This window comes from Trichococcus sp. TS_SC_9 (genome assembly GCF_056156325.1).
The window spans coordinates 1,184,385-1,207,093 of sequence record NZ_CM149591.1 but is presented as its reverse complement, the minus strand read 5'-3'; the positions used below and the strand labels follow the sequence as shown (position 1 = coordinate 1,207,093).

The window sequence follows — 22,709 nt, the reverse complement described above, 5'->3', positions numbered from 1 at the left end:
TGGCGGCTCCGACGGGATTTGAACCCGCGATCTCCTGCGTGACAGGCAGGCATGTTGACCCCTACACCACGGAACCATGCGTTAAAAAAAGAAAACAATTGCGGGGACAGGACTTGAACCTGTGACCTCCGGGTTATGAGCCCGGCGAGCTGCCAACTGCTCCACCCCGCGATAATAATACAATGGCCTGAGGCCACTAAAGGAGGATAAGGGATTCGAACCCTTGCGCGCTTTTACACGCCTGACGGTTTTCAAGACCGTTCCCTTCAGCCGGACTTGGGTAATCCTCCATAAGCTGATAATTTTTTCATGGACCTTGCAGGACTCGAACCTGCGACCGGACGGTTATGAGCCGTCTGCTCTAACCAACTGAGCTAAAGGTCCGAAGCAAGGTATAATAGCGGCGAAGGGGGTCGAACCCATGACCTTCCGGGTATGAACCGGATGCTCTAGCCATCTGAGCTACACCGCCAAAAATGAAAATGGAGCCTAGCGGGATCGAACCGCTGACCTCCTGCGTGCAAGGCAGGCGCTCTCCCAGCTGAGCTAAGGCCCCGTGAAGATTGTTGAATCGGGAAGACAGGATTCGAACCTGCGACCCCTTGGTCCCAAACCAAGTGCTCTACCAAGCTGAGCTACTTCCCGTTTGAAAATATTAAAAAATGCACCCAACAGGAGTCGAACCTGTAACCGCTTGATTCGTAGTCAAGTACTCTATCCAATTGAGCTATGGGTGCCTATATGCCGAGAATCGGAATCGAACCGATACGGTGATCACTCACCGCAGGATTTTAAGTCCTGTGCGTCTGCCAGTTCCGCCACCCCGGCATGTTACTGTTTGTTGCTTTCATAAGGTCTGGCATAGTCCTTATGAAAGCGGAAGACGGGGTTCGAACCCGCGACCCCCACCTTGGCAAGGTGATGTTCTACCACTGAACTACTTCCGCGAATGGTGCCGGCTAAAGGATTCGAACCCTCGACCCTCTGATTACAAATCAGATGCTCTACCAACTGAGCTAAGCCGGCGTATTAAATTATGCGGGTGGAGGGACTTGAACCCCCACGCCTTGCGGCGCTAGATCCTAAATCTAGTGCGTCTGCCAATTCCGCCACACCCGCAAATGAGTTATGCAGGGCTCGAACCTGCGACCCTCTGATTAAAAGTCAGATGCTCTACCAACTGAGCTAATAACTCATCTTAAGAAAAAACTCCGCAAGTAGGACTCGAACCTACGACATCATGATTAACAGTCATGCGCTACTACCAACTGAGCTATTGCGGAATAATTCTGTATACAAAAAAAAGCGCGGCAACGTCCTACTCTCACAAAGGGAAACCCTTCACTACAATCGGCGCTAAGAAGCTTAACTTCTGTGTTCGAGATGGGAACAGGTGTGACCTTCTTGCCATCGTCACCGCACATTTTTCAAGAGAACGTTGTTCTCTCAAAACTGAATCTACAAATTTAAAGGGAACCCGAAAACACCGCTTGAGTTTTCATCTTTTAAAAATTGGTTAAGTCCTCGACCGATTAGTATTGGTCCGCTCCATACATCGCTGTACTTCCACTCCCAACCTATCTACCTGATCATCTCTCAGGGGTCTTACTCACTTAAAGTGATGGGAAATCTCATCTTGAGGGGGGCTTCACGCTTAGATGCTTTCAGCGTTTATCCCGTCCACACATAGCTACCCAGCGATGCTCTTGGCAGAACAACTGGTACACCAGCGGTGTGTCCATCCCGGTCCTCTCGTACTAAGGACAGCTCCTCTCAAATTTCCAACGCCCGCGACGGATAGGGACCGAACTGTCTCACGACGTTCTGAACCCAGCTCGCGTACCGCTTTAATGGGCGAACAGCCCAACCCTTGGGACCGACTACAGCCCCAGGATGCGATGAGCCGACATCGAGGTGCCAAACCTCCCCGTCGATGTGAACTCTTGGGGGAGATAAGCCTGTTATCCCCAGGGTAGCTTTTATCCGTTGAGCGATGGCCCTTCCATGCGGAACCACCGGATCACTAAGCCCGACTTTCGTCCCTGCTCGACTTGTAGGTCTCGCAGTCAAGCTCCCTTCTGCCTTTACACTCTACGAATGATTTCCAACCATTCTGAGGGAACCTTTGGGCGCCTCCGTTACATTTTTGGAGGCGACCGCCCCAGTCAAACTGCCCGTCTGACACTGTCTCCCTGCTCGCTAAGAGCAGCGGGTTAGAGTGGTCATATCACAAGGGTAGTATCCCACCGTTGCCTCCTCCGAGACTGGCGTCCCGGTATCATTGGCTCCTACCTATCCTGTACATGTGATACAAACACGCAATATCAAACTGCAGTAAAGCTCCATGGGGTCTTTCCGTCCTGTCGCGGGTAACCAGCATCTTCACTGGTACTATAATTTCACCGAGTCTCTCGTTGAGACAGTGCCCAAATCGTTACGCCTTTCGTGCGGGTCGGAACTTACCCGACAAGGAATTTCGCTACCTTAGGACCGTTATAGTTACGGCCGCCGTTTACTGGGGCTTCAATTCAAAGCTTCGCTTGCGCTAACCTCTCCTCTTAACCTTCCAGCACCGGGCAGGCGTCAGCCCCTATACGTCATCTTTCGATTTTGCAGAGACCTGTGTTTTTGATAAACAGTCGCTTGGGCCTATTCACTGCGGCTGACCTTGCGGTCAGCACCCCTTCTCCCGAAGTTACGGGGTCATTTTGCCGAGTTCCTTAACGAGAGTTCTCTCGCACACCTTAGGATTCTCTCCTCAACTACCTGTGTCGGTTTGCGGTACGGGCAGTTACTTTCTCACTAGAAGCTTTTCTTGGCAGTGTGACATCAGGAACTTCGCTACTAAATTTCGCTCCCCATCACAGCTTGTCCTTAAGAGAAAAAGCATTTCACTCGTTCTCAGACTTGCTGCTTGGACACACATTTCCGATCGTGTGCATTCCTTAGCCTCCTGCGTCCCTCCATCGCTCAAACAAAAGCAACTGGTACAGGAATATCAACCTGTTGTCCATCGCCTACGCCTATCGGCCTCAGCTTAGGTCCCGACTAACCCTGGGAGGACGAGCCTTCCCCAGGAAACCTTAGTTATTCGGTGGACGGGATTCTCACCCGTCTTGCGCTACTCATACCGGCATTCTCACTTCTAAGCGCTCCACCAGTCCTCACGATCTGGCTTCGATGCCCTTAGAACGCTCTCCTACCACGGAACCCGAAGGTTCCATCCACAGCTTCGGTGATCTGTTTAGCCCCGGTAAATTTTCGGCGCAGGGTCACTCGACTAGTGAGCTATTACGCACTCTTTAAATGATGGCTGCTTCTGAGCCAACATCCTAGTTGTCTATGCAACCCCACATCCTTTTCCACTTAACAGATACTTTGGGACCTTAGCTGGTGGTCTGGGCTGTTTCCCTTTTGACTACGGATCTTATCACTCGCAGTCTGACTCCCGGATCTAAATCAATGGCATTCGGAGTTTATCTGAATTCGGTAACCCGAGAAGGGCCCCTAGTCCAAACAGTGCTCTACCTCCATGATTCGCATATCCGAGGCTAGCCCTAAAGCTATTTCGGAGAGAACCAGCTATCTCCAAGTTCGATTGGAATTTCTCCGCTACCCACACCTCATCCCCGCACTTTTCAACGTGCGTGGGTTCGGTCCTCCAGTGCGTATTACCGCACCTTCAACCTGGACATGGGTAGGTCACTTGGTTTCGGGTCTACGACCTCATACTTATTCGCCCTATTCAGACTCGCTTTCGCTGCGGCTCCGTCTTTGCAACTTAACCTTGCATGAAATCGTAACTCGCCGGTCCATTCTACAAAAGGTACGCCATCACCCATTAACGGGCTTTGACTACTTGTAGGCACACGGTTTCAGGTACTGTTTCACTCCCCTTCCGGGGTGCTTTTCACCTTTCCCTCACGGTACTGGTTCACTATCGGTCACTAGGGAGTATTTAGCCTTGGGAGATGGTCCTCCCGGATTCCGACGGAATTTCTCGTGTTCCGCCGTACTCAGGATACTGGTAGAGCTGATTTGGATTTCGCATACGGGGCTATTACCCTATTTTGCGCAACTTTCCAGTTGGCTTCTGCTATCCATTGCAGTCTCATGTCCCAGTCCTACAACCCCAAAGAGCAAGCTCTTTGGTTTGGGCTTTTCCCGTTTCGCTCGCCGCTACTAAGGGAATCGAATTTTCTTTCTCTTCCTGCAGGTAATGAGATGTTTCAGTTCCCTGCGTGTTCCTCGATACACCTATGTATTCAGTGTAACGTAATATCCTATCAAAGATATTGGGTTGCCCCATTCGGAAATCTCCGGATCAAAGCTTACTTACAGCTCCCCGGAGCATATCGGTGTTAGTCCCGTCCTTCATCGGCTCCTAGTGCCTAGGCATCCACCGTGCGCCCTTATTCACTTAACCTATGGTTAAGCTCGCCATTGCTGGCTTGCTAACTTATTTCGTTAAAAACTCATTTAAGTTAACTTAAAACGCGGTAAAATGTTTAGGTTTCTTACTTTATTTTTGTAGTATTCAGTTTTCAAAGAACAAATTGTCTTGCTTGAGAGATTGATCTCTCAAAACTGAACAAAGAATGATTGAACCAAGCAAGGATTCCATTATATTCCTTAGAAAGGAGGTGATCCAGCCGCACCTTCCGATACGGCTACCTTGTTACGACTTCACCCCAATCATCTGTCCCACCTTAGGCGGCTGGCTCCATAAAGGTTACCTCACCGACTTCGGGTGTTACAAACTCTCGTGGTGTGACGGGCGGTGTGTACAAGACCCGGGAACGTATTCACCGCGGCGTGCTGATCCGCGATTACTAGCGATTCCGGCTTCATGCAGGCGAGTTGCAGCCTGCAATCCGAACTGAGAATGGCTTTAAGAGATTCGCTTGACCTCGCGGTCTTGCTGCTCGTTGTACCATCCATTGTAGCACGTGTGTAGCCCAGGTCATAAGGGGCATGATGATTTGACGTCATCCCCACCTTCCTCCGGTTTGTCACCGGCAGTCTCATTAGAGTGCCCAACTGAATGCTGGCAACTAACAATAGGGGTTGCGCTCGTTGCGGGACTTAACCCAACATCTCACGACACGAGCTGACGACAACCATGCACCACCTGTCACTTTGTCCCCGAAGGGAAAGTCCTATCTCTAGGATTGTCAAAGGATGTCAAGACCTGGTAAGGTTCTTCGCGTTGCTTCGAATTAAACCACATGCTCCACCGCTTGTGCGGGTCCCCGTCAATTCCTTTGAGTTTCAGCCTTGCGGCCGTACTCCCCAGGCGGAGTGCTTAATGCGTTAGCTGCAGCACTGAAGGGTGGAAACCCTCCAACACTTAGCACTCATCGTTTACGGCGTGGACTACCAGGGTATCTAATCCTGTTTGCTCCCCACGCTTTCGAGCCTCAGCGTCAGTTACAGACCAGAGAGTCGCCTTCGCCACTGGTGTTCCTCCATATATCTACGCATTTCACCGCTACACATGGAATTCCACTCTCCTCTTCTGCACTCAAGTTCCCCAGTTTCCAATGACCTTCCACGGTTGAGCCGTGGGCTTTCACATCAGACTTAAGGAACCGCCTGCGCTCGCTTTACGCCCAATAAATCCGGACAACGCTTGCCACCTACGTATTACCGCGGCTGCTGGCACGTAGTTAGCCGTGGCTTTCTGGTCAGATACCGTCAAGGCTGGAGCAGTTACTCTCCAACTTGTTCTTCTCTGACAACAGAGTTTTACGATCCGAAAACCTTCTTCACTCACGCGGCGTTGCTCCGTCAGACTTTCGTCCATTGCGGAAGATTCCCTACTGCTGCCTCCCGTAGGAGTTTGGGCCGTGTCTCAGTCCCAATGTGGCCGATCACCCTCTCAGGTCGGCTACGTATCATCGTCTTGGTGAGCCATTACCTCACCAACTAACTAATACGCCGCGGGTCCATCCATAAGCGACAGCACAAAGGCCGTCTTTCCTTTCTCGATCATGCGATCAAGAAAACTATGCGGTATTAGCACCCGTTTCCGGATGTTATCCCCCTCTTATGGGCAGGTTACCCACGTGTTACTCACCCGTCCGCCACTATCTTCTCAGTGGAAGCAAGCTTCCATAGAAAAGACCGTTCGACTTGCATGTATTAGGCACGCCGCCAGCGTTCGTCCTGAGCCAGGATCAAACTCTCATGTAAATGTGGACTCTTGTACAGAAATCCTACACGTTAAGCTGATTGCTCTTAATTTTTTGCTGACTTTATGTTTGCGATACTAAGTATCGTCTTCGTTTGCTTCGACCGAAGTCTAAGCTCCTTGCACATTTGGTTCGTTCATTCTTTATTCAGTTTTCAAAGGTCAATCGTGTATCACGTATTACGTGATTGCTTATTCATAATATCACGGCTCCGGCTCTCCGTCAAGCCTTTTCTGAATTTTTTCCAGAAGCGTTATCGGCTTGCAGATGCTTGGATCAGCAACTTTTATATAATATCACGCTCTAAATCGCATGTCAACAATTTTTTCAAATCATTTCAAAGTCGATTCTGGCGGACAACTTCTATATACTATCATCCTGGCTTCGGGCTGTCAACGATTCTTTTCTTTTTTTTTCTGAATGATTGCCGATTCTTCAAAACCAAGGCTCTGAGCGGTCTCTTCTACTGGCAATAATTCTCATTCCATTATATAGTAGACTAAAATATCGGACAGCCATATTTAAGGCAGAGAGCGAGGATATAGATTGGATAAAAAAATCATTTTTTTGGATATTGATGGTACTTTGGTGGCGGATGACGGTTGGGTTCCCGCATCCGCTGCGGAGGCATGCAGACAGGCCCGACTGAATGGGCATGAGATTTATTTGTGCACCGGCCGGTCAAAACCGGAGATCTATGATTTCATCATGGAAATCGGCTTCGACGGCATCATCGGCGCTGGCGGCGGCTTTGTTGAGCTGCAAGACGGGATGCTGTACCATAAGACGGTCCCAGCCAGCGAAGTCAGACGGATGGTGGATTTCTTTGATCAGCATGGCGTTGATTTTTACTTGGAGTCAAACGGCGGCCTGTTCGCCAGCAAGAATTTCCTGCCGCATGTGGAACGTTGCATTTATGGTGATCTAGATAACGATCCGGATGCCCGACAACGCAAAGAAGAACAGCCGCATCCTTTCATCGAGGGATTGATCTACGGCGAAGAAGATCTGTATAAGACGGACGTCAATAAGGCTTGCTTCCTCCAGAGCGACAAACTTTCTTTCGCACAGATCAAAGCGGAATTCGAAAACGCCTTTGACACGATCCAATGCACCGTACCTCAGTTTGGCGATGACAGCGGCGAACTGATGGTTCCCGGCATCCACAAAGCGACCGCCATCGAAGCTTTGTTGACACACCTTGGCCTCTCCAAAGAACGGACGATTGCGATTGGAGATGGCTTGAATGACTTGGAGATGTTCGACTATTGCGAGATCGGCATCGCTATGGGAAATGCCAAGGAAGAATTGAAGGCTGTCGCGGATCATATCACTGGTTCGGTGGACGAGGATGGCCTTCATCAGGCATTCCGTACTTTCGGGCTCATCTGATAACGGCAGCTAAGAATCTTATTCATTTCATAAAACTATCTTCATAGTTTCTTCATACTTGAGATTTATTATGACTTTAGGCCAATCACAAACAATCTTTTCAATTTCTTTACTCCTCCAAAGTAAAGAGCAACTCCTTTAGGGCTGCCTGATAACTTCAGGCAGCTTTTTTTTGCTATATCTTAATTTTTTCGCCATTCCATGATACTATATGAAGTAATACCTCGCTGGTTGCGAGCTCTGCAATACATAAAAATACTACTCTCTTATAGATGTAAAAAATCAAATCGTAAACGGGGATGTGCACATGGAACCTATTCGCAATAAAATATTGGACTGCAAAAGGATCGTCATCAAAATCGGCACAAGTTCTTTGATGCTGGAAGACGGATCCGTCAACTACCAGACGTTCGACCGGCTTGCTTATGTCTTGACCGTTCTGCGCAAGCAAGGCAAAGAAATCGTCTTGGTGTCTTCCGGCGCGATCGGCGTCGGGCTCAACCGCCTGAACCTTCCGTATCGTCCGAAAACCATCCCGGAGCAACAAGCAGTCGCTTCTGTGGGGCAATCCGAACTGATGAACCTCTACACCCGCTTCTTCTCGCACTATAACCAGATTGTTGGGCAAATACTCATGACGTTGGATATCGTGCAGTTCCCGGAAAGCCGCAGGAATGCTGTCAACGCCTTCGAGCAGTTGTTGAAAATGGGTATCATCCCGATCGTAAACGAGAATGACGCTGTCTCTGTTGAAGAATTGGATCACCTGACAAAATTCGGGGATAACGATCGCCTTTCCGCAACCGTAGCGGAAATCATCTCCGCCGACCTGCTAATCATGCTTTCTGATGTCCCGGGTTTTTATGATAAAAATCCCATGGCGCATCCGGATGCCGTCCTCTTCCATACCATCCATGCCGTCACACCAAAGGAAATGGCTTTGGCTGGCGGGAACGGTTCGAAATTCGGGACCGGCGGCATGGCAACCAAGTTGAAAGCTGCCAAACAAATCCTGAAGAACCAGCAACAAATGGTATTGACGCAAGCCACCGACCCGACCGTATTGTTCGATGTGTTGGCCGGCAAAGAAATTGGAACCTATTTCGTGAAGGAAGACAAGTAGAGGAGGATATTCGATGAACAGTTTATTGCAAGAAATGGGCATTGCCGCGAAAGCCGCAGCCAATAGCCTAAGGAAAGCATCAACCAAACAAAAGAATGAGGGACTTCTGGCAATGGAAGCTGCCCTTTATACGCATCAAGATGCCATCCTGACCGCCAACGCGAAGGACATCGCAGCAGCTGAGGCCAATGGTTTGCCAACGCCGATGATTGAACGTTTGACTTTGAATCCGCAACGGATCAAAGGGATGGCGGACAGTTTCAAGGAAATCGCTCAACTGCCTGATCCAATCGGCTACGTGGAGGAAATGACGAAATCAGCCGATGGTTTAATGATAGGTAAGCAGCGTGTTCCGCTTGGCGTTATCGGAATCATTTATGAATCGCGCCCAAACGTCACGGCAGACGCGAGTGCCCTTTGCTTCAAATCAGGCAATGCCGTCATCCTGCGCGGCGGAAAAGAGGCTTTGGAATCCAACAAAGCCATCATGACCGCATTGCAGGCCGGACTCGCGGACGCGGGCTTCGCCAAGGAAACGTTGCAACTGATCCCTGATCCGTCCCGCGAACTGGCCAATGAATTCATGAAGCTGAATGATTATCTGGATTGCCTGATCCCTCGCGGAGGAGCCGGACTGATCCAGAACGTGTTGAAAAACGCGACTGTGCCGGTCATCGAAACAGGCGTCGGAAATTGCCACCTGTACATCGATAAGGCTGCCGAATTGGAGATGGCTACGCGCATTCTGGTCAATGCGAAATGTTCCCGCCCTTCCGTCTGCAATTCCATCGAGACGCTTGTTGTCCATGAAGCAGTGGCCGATGCTTTCCTGCCTGTTTTCGCGGAAGCTTTGGCGCCTTATAAAGTCGAATTGCGCGGCGATGCGAAGACCTGCAGCATCCTGTCTGAAGCTATCCCAGCAACAGAAGAAGATTTCGCTGCCGAATTCTCGGATTTCATTTTGGCAGTCAAGGTGGTTTCCTCCTATGACGAAGCCATCGCGCATATCCAAAAATACAGCACAGGCCATTCCGAAGTGATCGTCACCGATCATTACCAAACGGCACAGAACTTCCTGAACGATATCGATGCAGCGGCCGTCTACATCAACGCTTCCTCCCGCTTCACGGACGGCGGTTGTTTCGGATTCGGTGGAGAAATCGGCATCAGCACGCAGAAACTCCATGCCCGCGGACCGATGGGATTGAAGGAATTGACTTCCTACAAATACATCATCTACGGCGAAGGCCAAATCAGATCCTAAGAGGGATTCTCCTCAAAAATGCTTAGAGCCGGGACACCGTTCCCGGCTTTTTCTGTTCACAATGCAGTAACCGGCTACCGGAGAAAGAAGGGTTCCACAAATGCAAAAGAAGATTGCAGTCATCGGTGGCGGCATCGTCGGCGCCACCGCGAGTTATTATTTAGCAAGGGCCGGGCACAGCGTCAGCGTATTCGACAATGGCACCGGGCAGGCTACAGCCGCCGCGGCAGGGATCATTTGTCCTTGGCTGTCCAGACGCCGCAACAAAAAATGGTATCGCCTCGTTTCCGAAGGCGCGGCTTTTTATGACCAGCTGTTGGCGGACTTGGCTTCGGATGGCTTAAAGACGAATGCTTACGCACGCTGCGGTGCCCTGATACTGGGACAATCCGTCGATTACCTCCAGGAGGTCCATGACCGTGCGCTGGAACGCCGCGAGCAGGCACCTCTGATCGGAAACGTCGCTATCCTGAAAGGCAACGAACTCCAAAAAGCCTTCCCGCCCCTTACCAACGTTGAACAAGCCCTTTACGTAGGCGGTGGCGCTCGTGTGGACGGCAGGGAATTGACGAAGACGCTATTGCAGGCGACAATCCAATTCGGAGGCAGCATCCACAAAGAGACCGTCTGCCTCGCCAAAGGTAACGACGGCACCTTGTCCATCCTGACTCCGGACGGATCACTGCAAAACTTCGATGCGGTCATCCTGGCGGTCGGCGCTTGGCTGCCCCAGATCCTCCTGCCGCTCGGGTACACGGTCGACGTCAGGGGTCAAAAAGGGCAGCTGGTCGTCCTCCAACAAAATAGAGACACCGATCCGCAAAATTATCCGGTCATCATGCCCCAAGGCGAAATCGACCTGCTTCCGTTCGGCAACGGGAAAACAATCGTCGGCGCAAGCCATGAGAACGACAAAGGCTATGACCTGCAGCCTGACTCTTCCGTTACGGATCCGATGTTGGAACAAGCCTACACTTGGCTTCCCCATCTGAAAGATGCAGCAAGCGCGGATATCCGGGTCGGCACAAGGGCCTACACTTCCGACTTCAGCCCCTTCTTCGGCTGTGTGCCTGGCCTGCAAAATTGCTTCACGGCAAGCGGGCTCGGCTCATCCGGACTGACTTCCGGCCCACTGATCGGCTATCTGCTGGCCGAATTGGCTCAGGGAAAAGAAAGCAGCTTACCCACCGAGGATTATCCAGTCGCCGCTTACGTCAAATCGACCGACCGCTAGAAAATCATAAAAATATTATCCGCTAGCGCACTATTTTTTGCTATCCCGATGAAGTTGAAATATAATTATCTTAAACGGAGGTGTAAAATATGTGGAAAGAATTCAAATTATTCATCATGCGTGGGAACGTACTTGATCTTGCCGTCGGGGTTGTCATCGGGGGTGCATTTACAGCAATCGTCAATTCATTAGTAAAAGATATCATCACACCGATCATCGTAGCCTTGACCGGCAACGCAGACTTGACCGGCCTTTCATTCAAAATCGGACAAGCAGACTTCACTTACGGTAATTTCCTTCAAGCCTTACTGAACTTCTTGTTGATCGCACTTGTCCTCTTCCTGATGATCAAAGTAATCAACAAACTCAAAAGCAGAATGCCTGCTGAAGAACCAGTGGAAGTTGAAGCCGAAGTACCGGTTGTCGAACTTTACCTGAAAGAGATTCGCGATTTGATGGTGAACCAAAGCCAAAAAGCCGAATAGTGCTCAACAAAACCTGCTCTCTGGTAATATACAGGGGGCAGGTTTAGATTCCACTTATTAGTAAACAAAAATGAACCCTATAGAAGACACTTTTTTGTGTCCATTCTATAGGGTTCATTTTATTGTTCTTAAAAAGCGTCGTCGTCCTCATCATCGTCATCGTCTGTAACCATGGATACATGCCAATCACTGATACTGTTTTTCCCTTGAGCGATAACAGCTTCGGCAGCTTCTTGCACCGGCGTCCCGATTAATTGATGGTTGATCCCTTCCAACAGCATCGGAAGATTTACCCCGCCAATGATGTATACAGAATCCTGCAGCGGTTTCTCCAGACTATTCGTCACAAGTACCGATTGGTTGTACGGGCTGGCGCTCACCAGATCCACAAGCACGATTACCCCATCACCTTGATTGACTTCATGGATAGCTTCTTTAATTGTTGCGCCTAATGCCTGCACGTCGTCTCCCAGATTCAAGTTTGCTGTTGTGATATTATTGGTCGGGCCAAAGATCACTTCCGCTGAATCTTTAAGTCCGTTGCTCAATGAACCATGTGTTGCAATAACGATCCCTAACATTGATAATCCTCCTTGGTTACGGAAAGGCTCAGTTCTTATCTGAACAATTCCACAACTTTTGTAATATTTTCCATACTTAAATTCTTTCGGCTCAAATCCGAATTATCCAGATAGAATTGCGTTTTTCGTTCTTTTTCTGAAGTTTTTGCACTGAAGATATAAGTGATCTTTTCGTCTGATGACCGATGATCAATACTCAATTCCGCCAATTTCGCCTCAGGAACATCATTCCCGATAACATGCAGCGGGGCATCTGCGCCTACGCAATCCAAAAAGAAAATCTTCGCTTTCTTATTCCCAGGCGTACGCATTGCTTCCAGACCACTTTCTCCAAAACTGCCTTCATCCACAAAAGCGAAAGCTGTTTTCGCTCCTTTTGCCTCGTTTATCATTGCCAACATAGCAAGGACGGACGAAGTATTTCGAATCAACGTCTTTCGGTTTGCTGACCCCTTCGCAATCTTGCCCAGCAAGTAAAAAAAGACACCGTAAGCAAGAGCGATGAACAAGGTGCGGACAGAAATCAAATCAACAGCACCGGATGCGTTTTGCATATAAAAGAGCGTTCCGGCAATACCCACCAGAAGCATCAGGACAGAACTGACTATAATGAAACTGGTTGTCCGTTTTTCCTGTGCTTCCCGATCAAATAAAACATAAGGACCAAAATGTTGGATTGGCGTGTCATAATACGTGCAAATGATCCGATCCGCTTTTTCGATATCGCCAACGTAAACGTTCCTTGATGCATATTTTTTGTGGCGATTGTACTCGATCACCTGCACATCTTTTCGCATGTCAGAAATATCCGCCACCAATGCCGAGATAAACCGCCGTTTGCTTTTATCCGTACGGCGTACACGATAAAAAGACTGATATCGAAATAGCCAATCTTTAAATTTTTCATTTTGCTGCATAGTATCTGCCACCTGTCATTTTGGTCACTATTTTCCCGATTGAGAAAAGCAGCTATTTTGCAATAACTGCTTTTCCGTCAGGAATTATTTTATAAACCGAATTGCTTTAATACATCCGCTAAACTGGAACTTGACGAAGATGGTGTTGCTTGGAAATAGATGTTTTCAACGCCATAGTCTTCATTCAACTCTTTTAATTTCAACGCATCTGCTTTGTTCAGATAAACTGATTTAGTGACCAAAATATCATCGTCACCTTTTTTGGCGATTCCGCCGATATTCAGATCCTTAATCGGAACACCATGTTTAACCAGATTATAAATTCCGGTCACTGTTTTCGTGATCAAGATAGCGCTGTACTCCTTAAAGTTGAACTCATCCCAATAGAATTTGCACTTTTCTTCCGTCATGACAATTGTTTTTTGTCCGGTACGGCTACCCGCACTCTTGTACAGATCTTTCATGAATTTATCTTTGGCAACCACATCATCAACTACAAAGATTGAATTGACGCCATCCCGTTGAGACAAAGTCAACATGACTTGACCATGGATCAGCCTCTCGTCTACACGCGCTAAATTTACTACTCCCATTTTTCACACTTCCCTTTCTCAATGACCTTTTTATAGAATACCTATGCCTGCCAGAACAATCAAAATCAACGTCAAGCCTACTAACGCACGCGTTACTTTCAGACCTTTTTTGATGTAGTAGAAGTATACACCCAGAACAACAGCCAATGGCAACATACCAGGCATGATCTTATCCAGCATTTCCTGAAGGATAAATGGTCGTCCAGAGATTGCAAATTCTAAGCTTGAAGTAACTTTAACATAATTTCCGGCTAAAATCCCCATCATGAACATCCCTAGGATAGACAACATTTCGATAACAGTTTGAATCCCAGCACTGTGCATCACACCCGTTGCATTTTTACCTGTCTTGAATGCGCTGCGTGCAAAGAATACACCCAACAATACTTGGTAAAGAGCAAAAGCGATGAATGGGAACAAGGCGCCGATCGGGCTACCCATTTGTGCCCAAGGAACAGCGATAGCGATAAAAATGTATTGTACAGTTCCTGAGTCGATCGAATCACCGATCCCTGCCAAAGCGCCCATCAAACCTGCTTTAGTATTGTACATCAGATCATCAGTCATGGTAACTTCTTCGCCATTCACACCTTCTTTGGCGCGTTCTTGTTCCATCGAAGACATCAACCCTGTGATGACTCCGCCACCCCATGACAATTGCGTGTTGAAGAACAGCAATTGGCGTTTGTAGGCAGCTCTTAATTGATCCTCATCTTTGTAAAGTTTACGCAGAATCGGCATCATCGCATAAAGGAGCGATGGAGCCAAATAACGTTCGAAGGAGTGAGGAATTTCGTTTGCAAAGTGCCAGCGTAAATAGGTTTTCGTAACATCTTTAGCGGTTATTTCTTCTGGTGCTAACATGTTTTTTTCTTTAGCATCTAGATTAGCGTTTATCATTTTTTCATCTTCCTTTCAATTTGCCTACTTTTTAGAAATCGTCATCATCGTCATCTTCAAGCGCTGCACTACCAGCGGAAGCAGAAGATGTTTTTGGAGCTTGTCCCTTGCCTAACACGAAAATGGCTGCTATTAAAGCTCCGACAATGGCATAGGTTACCATCGTGATTGATAAGGAAGCCAGCACAACGCTCATCAAGTATGCTAACAGGAAGAAAACCATGTAGTCTTTACGGCCGATAACATAAATCGTTGTTGCAATACCGATAGCCGCTAGACCGCCACCGACAACTGTAAGAATATGGAACACAACCGTACCTTCCAGTGCGGTGATGACATCAGCAATAACGGGTGCTCCGAAGTATAAAGCAACGAATACTAATGGCACAAACAAAAGGAAAGAAGCGATTGTCGGATAAAGGATGATCGATCTTACGATTGCACCGTCATTCAAGTCTTCGACGGCTTTATCGGTGTATTTACCCAAAAATGTATTGATGAAAAATCTGAATTGGTACAGATAAGCACCCAATAAACCTACCGGTACAGCTACAGCTATCGCTGCTTCAGGCTGCAGGTTACCCATTAAAGCAACCGGCACCGCGATCGCTGCTGCGATTGATGGTTCAGAAGGCATCGTTCCCCCTGGAGAGAAAACCCCCATGTAAATCAGCTGAATTGCTGCTGTGATAATCATTGCTTGTTGAACGTCACCCATTACAATACCTGCGATCAAACCCGTCATCAAAGGGGAAAAACGTAACGTTAATGTCGCTCCACCTAAAAATGCACGCGACATGACTGCCCCTACCCAAAGTGCAATTAACAAACTTTGCATTGCGGTAATATTTTCCATTGCCTATACCTCCGTATTTATGTATTTTTCTAAATCTATTATTGCTTTTTTCAAGACTTCTTCATTGATCGTCATCGGCAACAAATGCACTTTTTGCTTTTTGTTGACCAGTTCGACTATGTTGTTGAGTTCCTCTTCAGCCAAAGGATACTCGCCCATTTCGGTTAATGATTTAGGTAAACTTAAAGCTTCATACATCGGAATCAATTCGTCAATCACTTGCCATTTGCCTTCCAGAGCCAACTGATAGAAAATGCCGTATGCCACTTTTTCGCCATGCAAGTAGTTGTGGACTCCCGGCAGATAAGCTGAAATCGCATCATGAATGGCATGAGCGGCAGTATTTCGGGCATATTTGTCGCCAAATCCCCCAACCAGTCCCGCAACCCCGAATATGACTTCAGACACCTTTATGAACTCTGCAGATACCGTTCCATTGCGCATATCCTCGATAGCCTTCACACCATCTTCAGCGATGACATCCTTGCAGATTCGCGCAGAATGCCGGGCGAGCATCAAGAAATTATTCGCTTCGAACTGCGGCTGCTCCAATATCATATCGGATTCATACCATTTGGCTATAGTATCCGCGATGCCTGCGATAAAGAATTTTATTGGCGCATCGATGACCAGCGTTGGATCAGTGATCAGAAAGGCTGCCTGTCTTTTGTAATGCTCGGTTTTGCCTTCAGCGAGTCCGTTATCTTTGTACATTACAGATAAGGGAGCCCAAGGTGCGCAATTGCTTGCCAGCGTCGGAACGACACCGAAAGGGTTTTTCGTCAAGGAAGCGACGTAGTAAACCAGATCACACAATTTCCCTCCGCCGACGCCGATGATAAAGTCGATCTCGTTTTCAGCTACTAACTTGGCCAAGCGATTCGCTTCATTATAGCTGCACTCACCGTTGTATTTCTCGTACTGGATTGTGAAGTTCTCATCCAAAAATTCCAAATACGGCCTTGCTTTCTCCCATGAAATCGTGCCATGAACAAGCAACACACGTTTCGCACCGTATTCATTTACTATTTCAGGGATCATTTCCATAGCGCCTTGCCCATACTTATAGAATTGCGGGCCAACTTTTACATTTACAACCGTATCCAACTTTATCCACCTCCCTCATTTTGTAATATAAGGACTTACTGGTTGCATTACCCGTTGCGGCATCCTCCCTTCCACTATCGCTTCGCAGTCAGAAACACATTTGTCTCCCATTCCTTCCAGGCACTCCATTGTGTACGCGGACGTGTGCGGCGTCAAAATGATGTTCGGATACGCCAGGAAAGGATGGTCACTGTGTCCCGGTTCAACTTCCAGTACATCTGTTGCATATCCGCGCAGTTTCCCGGTTTGGATCGCTTCGATGATTGCCGTTTCATCCACCAGTGCCCCACGAGCTGTATTGGATATGTAGACACCGTCCTTCAGTTTCGCAATGGTTTCTTTGGAAATCAGATGGTAGTTCGTTTCATTCAGGCTTGCGCAGAGGCAAATGACCTCGGCCCGCTCCAGAAGTTCGTCCAATTCGACTTTCTTGCCGCCGAAAATATCGATTTCCAACGCGCTCTTGTTCGGATCGACTCCCAGCACTTCACACCGGAATCCATAGTGCAGAATTTCGACGACCCGGCTGCCGATATTGCCAACACCAATGACGCCTACCGTTTTTCCGCATAAACCGTTTCCAATAAACCGCGCTCGATTTTCCCAGCCATCATTTTTGACTTCCTGGGCCGACTCAGTTGTGCGCCGCATCAGCGCAAGTAAATTCGTGACATTATTTTCTGCAACTGCGTCGCGCTCAATCAGAGGTGGAACAATCGTGACGATCGTACCATGTGCCTTGGCAGCTTCCAGATCTATATTGTTGTACCCGATTCCATGACGTGTGATCAACTTCAGTTCATCCTTATGCTCAAAAAACTCGCTAGTGAAAAATGGTGTTACACTCGCGATAATAATATTATACCCTATTAATGATTCAGCTAGTTGCTTTCCCTCAATAGAGCTATCAAAATCGAAACGATCGACCTGCCCGATTTTTTCAAGTCTTTCCACATGCGTGTCAAACATCTTCCCAAAACTGCTTGAATTGACGATGGCTATCTTATTTTCTTGAGTCATTTTTCTTTACCCCTCCACTTGTACAACTTTATGTCAGCCACATTCTTTTTTGTAATCGTTTTCGTAATTTATATTCTGATTATAATAAATATTTTTTACTTTGTAAAGATAAAATAAAAAATATTTATTACTAATCGCGAATATGCTATACTATTCTCAAGGAGGTGCTCATATATGTCAAAAAATTATATCCAAATGATCCTGAAACCACACTACGAAACTTTTTCAGCCACTGAATTAAAGATTGCCGATTATTTTGTGAGCTTGGGCATGGACTTAGTGAATAAAACGTTGTCCAATCTAGCCGAAGAAACCGATTTTTCAGAATCGACGATTTTTAAATTCGTGAAAAGAATAGGCTTCAAAGGCTTCCAGGATTTCAAAATCAGTGTCGCATCAAACTATCGTATGTCTGAAGAACGCACGCACCAGTTAGCCGTATTTACCGATATTACTGCTTCGGACACGCCGAGCGATATTTCTAAAAAAGTCATTCAATCCTCACAAATTATGTTGCAAAGCTTGATGAGTAAACTATCAGGGGAGGCCCTGCAAGAAGCTCTTGATATTATCATAAATTCGAAAGCGCTTCACTTTTTTGGCCTTGGTTCCTCCGCAGTCATTGCGCTCGATGCCTACCACAAGTTCTTGCGAACCGCAATCCCCGTAAACTATGTTTCGGATTATCATATGCAGCTGATGCACACTTCTAAATTAACGGAAAATGATTGCGTCTTCCTTTTCTCGCACTCAGGAAAGACGGCAGAAACTATCAAGATAGCGGAAGTAGCGGCACATAATAAAGCCAAGATCATCTGTCTGACAGGGAATCCGCCAGGCGCCTTGAACCGATTGAGTGATGTCAGTATCGTAGTCGAAACAGAAGAATCCATTTTCCAATCCGAGGCACTTTCAGCCAGATTACTTTATATCACAGTAGTGGACATCATCTACTTATCGTATCTTTATCATGATGAGCATACCAATATAGAATCAATCGACACGATACGCGAAATTCTTTCGACAACAAAAATAGAGGTGGATAGATAATGCCCATTAAAGCAATCGTTTGTGACATGGACGGCACACTACTGACCGCTGACCACGCCATCAGTCCCAAAACCCAGGAACTCCTCCTGTCACTCCAACAAAAAGGCATCACACTGGTATTGGCCAGCGGAAGAAGTTATTTGCGTTTGATGCCGGATGCCCTAAAGCTGAAGATGGATTCCCACCAAGGTTATTTGATCGATGTAAACGGCAGTTCCATTTATGATTTCCATTCCCAAACAAGGGAAAGATTGGGGATAATGGATTCAGAAGACATCCAAAGAGTCACATCCGTATTCCGCACATTCAATGTTGAAATCCAATTCTCCCAAGACGCTGGCCTGTACACCTATTTGCCGGATTCACTGTATGCCTTAAAGAAGAAGATCCGCGGCGAAATGAGACTGCCCGACGATTATCCTTGGGCTAGCGGCATGTACAGTTGGTTATGCGATATGCGCGATGGCTATCCGGAACAAAAACTGATTCTTGATCTGAACGAAGCGCCAACTTCTTGCAATAAAATTTCAATCAGCCAGGACCCGCATTTTATGGAGGCCGTGACGCAGTCATTGCCTCATTTAGGTCTGCATGACGAGTACGAGTTGGTCTTTTCTGATGAAAGGAAACTTGAAATCACCAAAAAAGGCATCAACAAAGGCAAAGCCTTGGATACCTTATTGGAAAAACTTAGTATTTCCAATGAAGAAGTGGTTGTTTTTGGCGACAGCGAGAATGATATATCGATGCTTGCCGACAGACCCTACTCCTTCGCAATGGCTAACGCACTGCCGAAAGCCAAGAGCGTAGCAAACTACACAACGCCTTCCAATGATGACGAAGGAGTCTATCATGGCTTGAATCAATTGATATCAGAAGGATTACTTTAAACAATAGAACATAAAAAGCCGTATACCATGCGAAATTTCGCTAGTATACGGCTTTTTATGCACCAGAATCGGCGCTTATGATTTTAAAAATAGATCCTCCACAATCCAAACACCAGCACGAGCGCCAGCAACAGCGTATGCCCTTTGATCTGCAGAAATATGAGGGCGATGAATTCGCGCAGAAAAGCATAGGGCAGAAAATAAAGCGGCGTCCAGGCACCCAAGCCATCCGTTTCCAATCCCACTCGATGCGCATAGAGACTGCTGCGGACAACATGGAAGTTGTTCGTGATGAAGAGGCACTTGTAGCTTTCCTTGTACGCATCCATCATCCCCTTGGAATAGAGAAAATTCTGGTACGTATTGACGGACTGATCTTCCTCAAGGATCACTTCTTCCGGAATGCCGTTCTCCATCAGGTAGCGTTTCATGGCGTAGGCTTCGGAAAAAGGTTCGTCCACGCCTGTACCTCCACTCACAATCAGACGACAGGGCCGTTTTTGTGCACGCTCTGTCTGATGTCTGAAAAATCGGATTGCTCTGTCCAACCGTCTCTGCAGCAGCGGACTGATGCCGCCATCCGGCAACAATCCCGCTCCCAGGATAATGACGAAATCTTTATCGAGGGAAACCGGAATAAGGCCGTAAAAGGCTGTTGCGATGAAAAACAAGATCAGCACCGCACCGAAATAGATGATGAAGTAGCCCATCAAGCGCATGAAGCGCCAGATCAGGTAATGATGGAACACAAAATAATTCAGCAGGAACAGCAGATCCATCAACAAAATAAAGGCGCCCACCGCAAACAGCAGGCCGTACCGTTTGGCCCACCCCTCTTTTTTGATTAACAGCACCCCATTGAAGACAAGCGCCAGGCCAAAAAACAGGAACGCGAACGGTGAAATCAAGCCAAACAGAACGCGGAAGAGCATCACCGCATAACGGATCCATGCCACTTGGGGGGAGTTGTTGCCCTGCACCATTCCCACGAAAAGGAATAGAAGCGCCGCAACCAGCAAGTAACTCTGGAATTGCCTGTTTCTTTCCATCCTCCGGAGCGTCAACCCCCCACCTAACGAGAATGCGCTCAATAAATAGAATAGCAACGGTCATCCCTCCTGTTTAAAAGCCGTGGAAAGCTTGATACACTTCCTGTTTCTTCAGATCCCTGATTTTTGCGGTCTCTTTGATCGCATCTTTGGAAGAAAGCCCCTGTTCCGTCATCAGCTTTTCCACCAATTCGGCGACGCTGAGGTCATCAAATGTCTGTTCAACAGGCATTTCCGGGTTATCATTGCCGGCTATCATCAGGCAGATTTCCCCTCTGATTTCCGTTTCTTCGGCCCAAGCAGCCAATTCTTCCGCCGAACCCCGGATGAATTCCTCAAAGCGTTTCGTTAATTCGCGGCAGATGACGACTTGGCGCTCCTCACCCATCACGGTTGCGATATTTTTGAGCAATTCTTTCAGACGGTAAGGCGATTCATAAAAAATCATCGTCTCTTCCCTATTATTCAACGACTCCAACTGCGCCAACTGATCTTTCTTCTTGCGCTCCAGAAAGCCGAAAAAGTAAAACGGCTGCGGCGCCAATCCGGAAGCAATCAATGCGGTCACACCGGCATTGGCTCCAGGTAACGGCACAACCGGCACGTTTGCGTTGATGCAGGCGCGCACCAAATCATGGCCCGGATCGCTGATCGAAGGCATCCCCGCATCGCTCACTTGGGCGATGGATTGCCCGCTGAGTAGTCTTTCCACCAATTGCGGAATGCGCTCCTGGGTATTGTGCTCGTGGAAGCTGATCTGGGGCGTGTCCACTTCGAAATGCGTCAATAGTTTCCGTGTATTGCGCGTGTCCTCCGCCGCAATCAGATCCACTTCGCGCAGTATCTTTATGGCACGGAAGGTCATATCTTCCAAATTACCGATGGGAGTCGGCACTAAATAAAGTGTGCCGCTTTCGTGCTGTTCATAACTTTTTTGCAGTTGCATCTTTGTTCTCCTCTGATTTCGATTCATTTTGGTGGCTCTGGCGACCTATTGAATCCCGCCTGGTTCAGAACCTGGCAGATGGGTACCGCGCACCTTCAAAAAATTCTCTTTCTGCTTGCGGCTCAGCTTCTTGAATGCCGCCTCCGCTTTGGTCGCTTCTGTTCTGGAACCGAAGACTTCCTTATATATGATTTGGACAGGGCGACGCGCCTTGGTATATTTGCTGCCGATGCCTTTATTGTGCTCCTGTTCACGCCGAAGCGTGTCCGTCGTATAGCCGGCATAGAACGAGTCATCTCCGCAATGCAGCACATAAAAGTAGTGCTCACTGCTCGCCATAGAGGGCATCCTTTACCTTCTGGCTGTATTCCCCTTCTTCATTGTACACAACGAGCGGCGGCAGCACACGGAAGCCGTCCTCTTTACCATCCTTGATGCCTTCGATCAGGATCATGTTCGCTTCCTTGTCCTGTTTCGGGTAGATGAACTGCAGTTTTTTGGGCGCAATCCGGTTGTTCCGCATCGTTTCCAGGATCTCCATCAAACGATCCGGTCGGTGGACAAAGTAGGCCTTGCCTTTCATCTTCAGCAGATGGCTCGTCTGTTTCATCAATTGGTCCAGCGTCAGATGGATTTCGTGCCGCGCGATCGCAAAAGCATCCAATTCATTCGTGAAACTGGATTCGGTCAGCTTGAAGTAGGGCGGATTGCAGGTGATGACATCGACGGAATCCGGTTTGATGAAGCGGGTCACCTCGTTCACATCCGCGTGCAGGAAGGAAACCTTCTCCTCCAACTGATTCAGCTGGACTGTCCTGCGGGCCATATCCACCAATCGGTCCTGCAGTTCCACCCCGACGATCGGATTCTTGGTTTTTCCTGTCAACAGGAACGAGACTGCCCCGTTCCCGGCACAGAGATCGACTATCTTTGCCGGCTTCACGCGCGGCAATTCCGCGAAATCCGCCAACAGCACCGCATCCAGCGAAAAAGAGAACACGGCTGAACTTTGGATGATCTGGATGTTTTCCCTTTTCAGCACATCCACTCGTTCGCCTTCCTTCAATACATTTTCCATTCCTATTCCCCTTTGTTTATATATCATCAA

Annotated in this window: 18 protein-coding genes, 14 tRNA genes and 3 rRNA genes; 7 read left to right on the top strand and 28 right to left on the bottom strand. The window is 47.9% G+C overall.

Annotation, left to right across the window (positions count from 1 at the left end; all coding sequences use genetic code 11):
• The 17 genes from AC0J5I_RS05725 to AC0J5I_RS05645 all read right to left on the bottom strand — a co-directional run bounded on the left by AC0J5I_RS05725 (nucleotide 1) and on the right by AC0J5I_RS05645 (nucleotide 6,195).
• Nucleotides 1-76 (bottom strand) — tRNA-Asp (locus AC0J5I_RS05725).
• Nucleotides 77-98: 22 nt separating this feature from the next.
• Nucleotides 99-171, bottom strand: a tRNA-Met gene (locus tag AC0J5I_RS05720).
• 29 nt (nucleotides 172-200) lie between these two features.
• Nucleotides 201-290: transfer RNA gene (locus tag AC0J5I_RS05715), tRNA-Ser, on the bottom strand.
• Nucleotides 291-310: 20 nt separating this feature from the next.
• A tRNA-Ile gene (locus AC0J5I_RS05710) sits at nucleotides 311-384 on the bottom strand.
• A 14-nt stretch (nucleotides 385-398) separates the two neighbouring features.
• Nucleotides 399-472 (bottom strand) — tRNA-Met (locus tag AC0J5I_RS05705).
• 11 nt (nucleotides 473-483) lie between these two features.
• Nucleotides 484-556: transfer RNA gene (locus tag AC0J5I_RS05700), tRNA-Ala, on the bottom strand.
• A 15-nt stretch (nucleotides 557-571) separates the two neighbouring features.
• Nucleotides 572-645, bottom strand: a tRNA-Pro gene (locus AC0J5I_RS05695).
• An 18-nt stretch (nucleotides 646-663) separates the two neighbouring features.
• Nucleotides 664-737: transfer RNA gene (locus AC0J5I_RS05690), tRNA-Arg, on the bottom strand.
• Nucleotides 738-742: 5 nt separating this feature from the next.
• Nucleotides 743-828 (bottom strand) — tRNA-Leu (locus tag AC0J5I_RS05685).
• A 47-nt stretch (nucleotides 829-875) separates the two neighbouring features.
• Nucleotides 876-947, bottom strand: a tRNA-Gly gene (locus tag AC0J5I_RS05680).
• A gap of 3 nt (nucleotides 948-950) precedes the next feature.
• A tRNA-Thr gene (locus tag AC0J5I_RS05675) sits at nucleotides 951-1,026 on the bottom strand.
• Between the two features lie 11 nt (nucleotides 1,027-1,037).
• Nucleotides 1,038-1,119: transfer RNA gene (locus AC0J5I_RS05670), tRNA-Leu, on the bottom strand.
• A 3-nt stretch (nucleotides 1,120-1,122) separates the two neighbouring features.
• A tRNA-Lys gene (locus AC0J5I_RS05665) sits at nucleotides 1,123-1,195 on the bottom strand.
• A 14-nt stretch (nucleotides 1,196-1,209) separates the two neighbouring features.
• Nucleotides 1,210-1,283: transfer RNA gene (locus tag AC0J5I_RS05660), tRNA-Asn, on the bottom strand.
• A 22-nt stretch (nucleotides 1,284-1,305) separates the two neighbouring features.
• Nucleotides 1,306-1,421 (bottom strand): 5S ribosomal RNA (rrf, locus tag AC0J5I_RS05655).
• A gap of 91 nt (nucleotides 1,422-1,512) precedes the next feature.
• Nucleotides 1,513-4,426 (bottom strand): 23S ribosomal RNA (locus AC0J5I_RS05650).
• A gap of 210 nt (nucleotides 4,427-4,636) precedes the next feature.
• A 16S ribosomal RNA gene (locus AC0J5I_RS05645) occupies nucleotides 4,637-6,195 on the bottom strand.
• The 16S, 23S and 5S rRNA genes sit together here with 14 tRNA genes alongside, the layout of an rRNA operon.
• Nucleotides 6,196-6,740: 545 nt before the next feature.
• Between AC0J5I_RS05645 and AC0J5I_RS05640 the strand changes: the two genes are divergently transcribed.
• The 5 genes from AC0J5I_RS05640 (at nucleotide 6,741) to mscL (ending at nucleotide 11,692) form a co-directional block, all read left to right on the top strand.
• On the top strand, nucleotides 6,741-7,586 hold the full coding sequence (locus tag AC0J5I_RS05640) for a Cof-type HAD-IIB family hydrolase (protein WP_475304526.1): 846 nt from the start codon (nucleotides 6,741-6,743) through the stop codon (nucleotides 7,584-7,586).
• A gap of 316 nt (nucleotides 7,587-7,902) precedes the next feature.
• Nucleotides 7,903-8,709 carry a glutamate 5-kinase gene (gene proB, locus AC0J5I_RS05635; RefSeq protein WP_475305568.1) on the top strand — a complete coding sequence of 269 codons (807 nt, stop codon included), beginning with the start codon at nucleotides 7,903-7,905 and terminating at the stop codon, nucleotides 8,707-8,709.
• Between the two features lie 13 nt (nucleotides 8,710-8,722).
• Nucleotides 8,723-9,973: a glutamate-5-semialdehyde dehydrogenase gene (locus AC0J5I_RS05630; protein WP_475304522.1), complete on the top strand. Its 1,251-nt coding sequence runs from the start codon at nucleotides 8,723-8,725 to the stop codon at nucleotides 9,971-9,973.
• Nucleotides 9,974-10,073: 100 nt separating this feature from the next.
• The gene (locus tag AC0J5I_RS05625) at nucleotides 10,074-11,207 is read left to right on the top strand and encodes an NAD(P)/FAD-dependent oxidoreductase (protein WP_475304519.1); all 1,134 of its coding nucleotides are present in this window, start codon (nucleotides 10,074-10,076) and stop codon (nucleotides 11,205-11,207) included.
• 89 nt (nucleotides 11,208-11,296) lie between these two features.
• Nucleotides 11,297-11,692, top strand: a complete 396-nt coding sequence (gene mscL / locus AC0J5I_RS05620) for a large conductance mechanosensitive channel protein MscL (RefSeq protein WP_475304516.1) — start codon at nucleotides 11,297-11,299, stop codon at nucleotides 11,690-11,692.
• A 128-nt stretch (nucleotides 11,693-11,820) separates the two neighbouring features.
• On the opposite strand, the gene AC0J5I_RS05615 is transcribed toward mscL, so the two are convergent.
• The 7 genes from AC0J5I_RS05615 to AC0J5I_RS05585 all read right to left on the bottom strand — a co-directional run bounded on the left by AC0J5I_RS05615 (nucleotide 11,821) and on the right by AC0J5I_RS05585 (nucleotide 17,666).
• Nucleotides 11,821-12,273: a PTS sugar transporter subunit IIA gene (locus tag AC0J5I_RS05615; protein WP_475304513.1), complete on the bottom strand. Its 453-nt coding sequence runs from the start codon at nucleotides 12,271-12,273 to the stop codon at nucleotides 11,821-11,823.
• A 35-nt stretch (nucleotides 12,274-12,308) separates the two neighbouring features.
• A complete protein-coding gene (locus tag AC0J5I_RS05610; protein WP_475304509.1) occupies nucleotides 12,309-13,190 on the bottom strand; it encodes a hypothetical protein in 882 nt (293 codons plus the stop codon).
• A gap of 89 nt (nucleotides 13,191-13,279) precedes the next feature.
• Nucleotides 13,280-13,783 carry a PTS sugar transporter subunit IIB gene (locus AC0J5I_RS05605; RefSeq protein WP_475304505.1) on the bottom strand — a complete coding sequence of 168 codons (504 nt, stop codon included), beginning with the start codon at nucleotides 13,781-13,783 and terminating at the stop codon, nucleotides 13,280-13,282.
• Nucleotides 13,784-13,813: 30 nt separating this feature from the next.
• The gene (locus tag AC0J5I_RS05600; protein WP_475304500.1) at nucleotides 13,814-14,683 is read right to left on the bottom strand and encodes a PTS system mannose/fructose/sorbose family transporter subunit IID; all 870 of its coding nucleotides are present in this window, start codon (nucleotides 14,681-14,683) and stop codon (nucleotides 13,814-13,816) included.
• A 31-nt stretch (nucleotides 14,684-14,714) separates the two neighbouring features.
• On the bottom strand, nucleotides 14,715-15,539 hold the full coding sequence (locus AC0J5I_RS05595; protein WP_475304497.1) for a PTS mannose/fructose/sorbose/N-acetylgalactosamine transporter subunit IIC: 825 nt from the start codon (nucleotides 15,537-15,539) through the stop codon (nucleotides 14,715-14,717).
• Nucleotides 15,540-15,542: 3 nt separating this feature from the next.
• Entirely contained in the window at nucleotides 15,543-16,646 is a 1,104-nt protein-coding gene (locus AC0J5I_RS05590) for an iron-containing alcohol dehydrogenase family protein (protein ID WP_475304495.1), read from the bottom strand.
• Between the two features lie 15 nt (nucleotides 16,647-16,661).
• Nucleotides 16,662-17,666 carry a D-isomer specific 2-hydroxyacid dehydrogenase family protein gene (locus tag AC0J5I_RS05585; RefSeq protein ID WP_475304492.1) on the bottom strand — a complete coding sequence of 335 codons (1,005 nt, stop codon included), beginning with the start codon at nucleotides 17,664-17,666 and terminating at the stop codon, nucleotides 16,662-16,664.
• Between the two features lie 174 nt (nucleotides 17,667-17,840).
• Between AC0J5I_RS05585 and AC0J5I_RS05580 the strand changes: the two genes are divergently transcribed.
• Both AC0J5I_RS05580 and AC0J5I_RS05575 read left to right on the top strand, forming a co-directional pair.
• Nucleotides 17,841-18,716: a MurR/RpiR family transcriptional regulator gene (locus AC0J5I_RS05580; RefSeq protein ID WP_086986573.1), complete on the top strand. Its 876-nt coding sequence runs from the start codon at nucleotides 17,841-17,843 to the stop codon at nucleotides 18,714-18,716.
• The gene (locus AC0J5I_RS05575) at nucleotides 18,716-19,606 is read left to right on the top strand and encodes a Cof-type HAD-IIB family hydrolase (protein WP_475304489.1); all 891 of its coding nucleotides are present in this window, start codon (nucleotides 18,716-18,718) and stop codon (nucleotides 19,604-19,606) included. Before AC0J5I_RS05580 ends, AC0J5I_RS05575 begins: the two co-directional genes overlap by 1 nt.
• Nucleotides 19,607-19,689: 83 nt before the next feature.
• On the opposite strand, the gene AC0J5I_RS05570 is transcribed toward AC0J5I_RS05575, so the two are convergent.
• Genes AC0J5I_RS05570 through AC0J5I_RS05555 form a run of 4 tightly spaced genes read right to left on the bottom strand, consistent with a single transcriptional unit; the run spans nucleotide 19,690 to nucleotide 22,679 of the window.
• On the bottom strand, nucleotides 19,690-20,712 hold the full coding sequence (locus AC0J5I_RS05570) for a YdcF family protein (RefSeq protein ID WP_475304486.1): 1,023 nt from the start codon (nucleotides 20,710-20,712) through the stop codon (nucleotides 19,690-19,692).
• Between the two features lie 16 nt (nucleotides 20,713-20,728).
• Complete coding sequence (gene rsmI, locus AC0J5I_RS05565; protein ID WP_475304482.1) at nucleotides 20,729-21,601, bottom strand: 16S rRNA (cytidine(1402)-2'-O)-methyltransferase; 873 nt, start codon at nucleotides 21,599-21,601, stop codon at nucleotides 20,729-20,731.
• 45 nt (nucleotides 21,602-21,646) lie between these two features.
• Complete coding sequence (locus AC0J5I_RS05560; RefSeq protein ID WP_475304477.1) at nucleotides 21,647-21,940, bottom strand: GIY-YIG nuclease family protein; 294 nt, start codon at nucleotides 21,938-21,940, stop codon at nucleotides 21,647-21,649.
• Nucleotides 21,927-22,679 carry a tRNA1(Val) (adenine(37)-N6)-methyltransferase gene (locus tag AC0J5I_RS05555; RefSeq protein ID WP_475304473.1) on the bottom strand — a complete coding sequence of 251 codons (753 nt, stop codon included), beginning with the start codon at nucleotides 22,677-22,679 and terminating at the stop codon, nucleotides 21,927-21,929. The genes AC0J5I_RS05560 and AC0J5I_RS05555 overlap by 14 nt, the downstream gene beginning before the upstream one ends.
• Nucleotides 22,680-22,709: the final 30 nt, after the last annotated feature.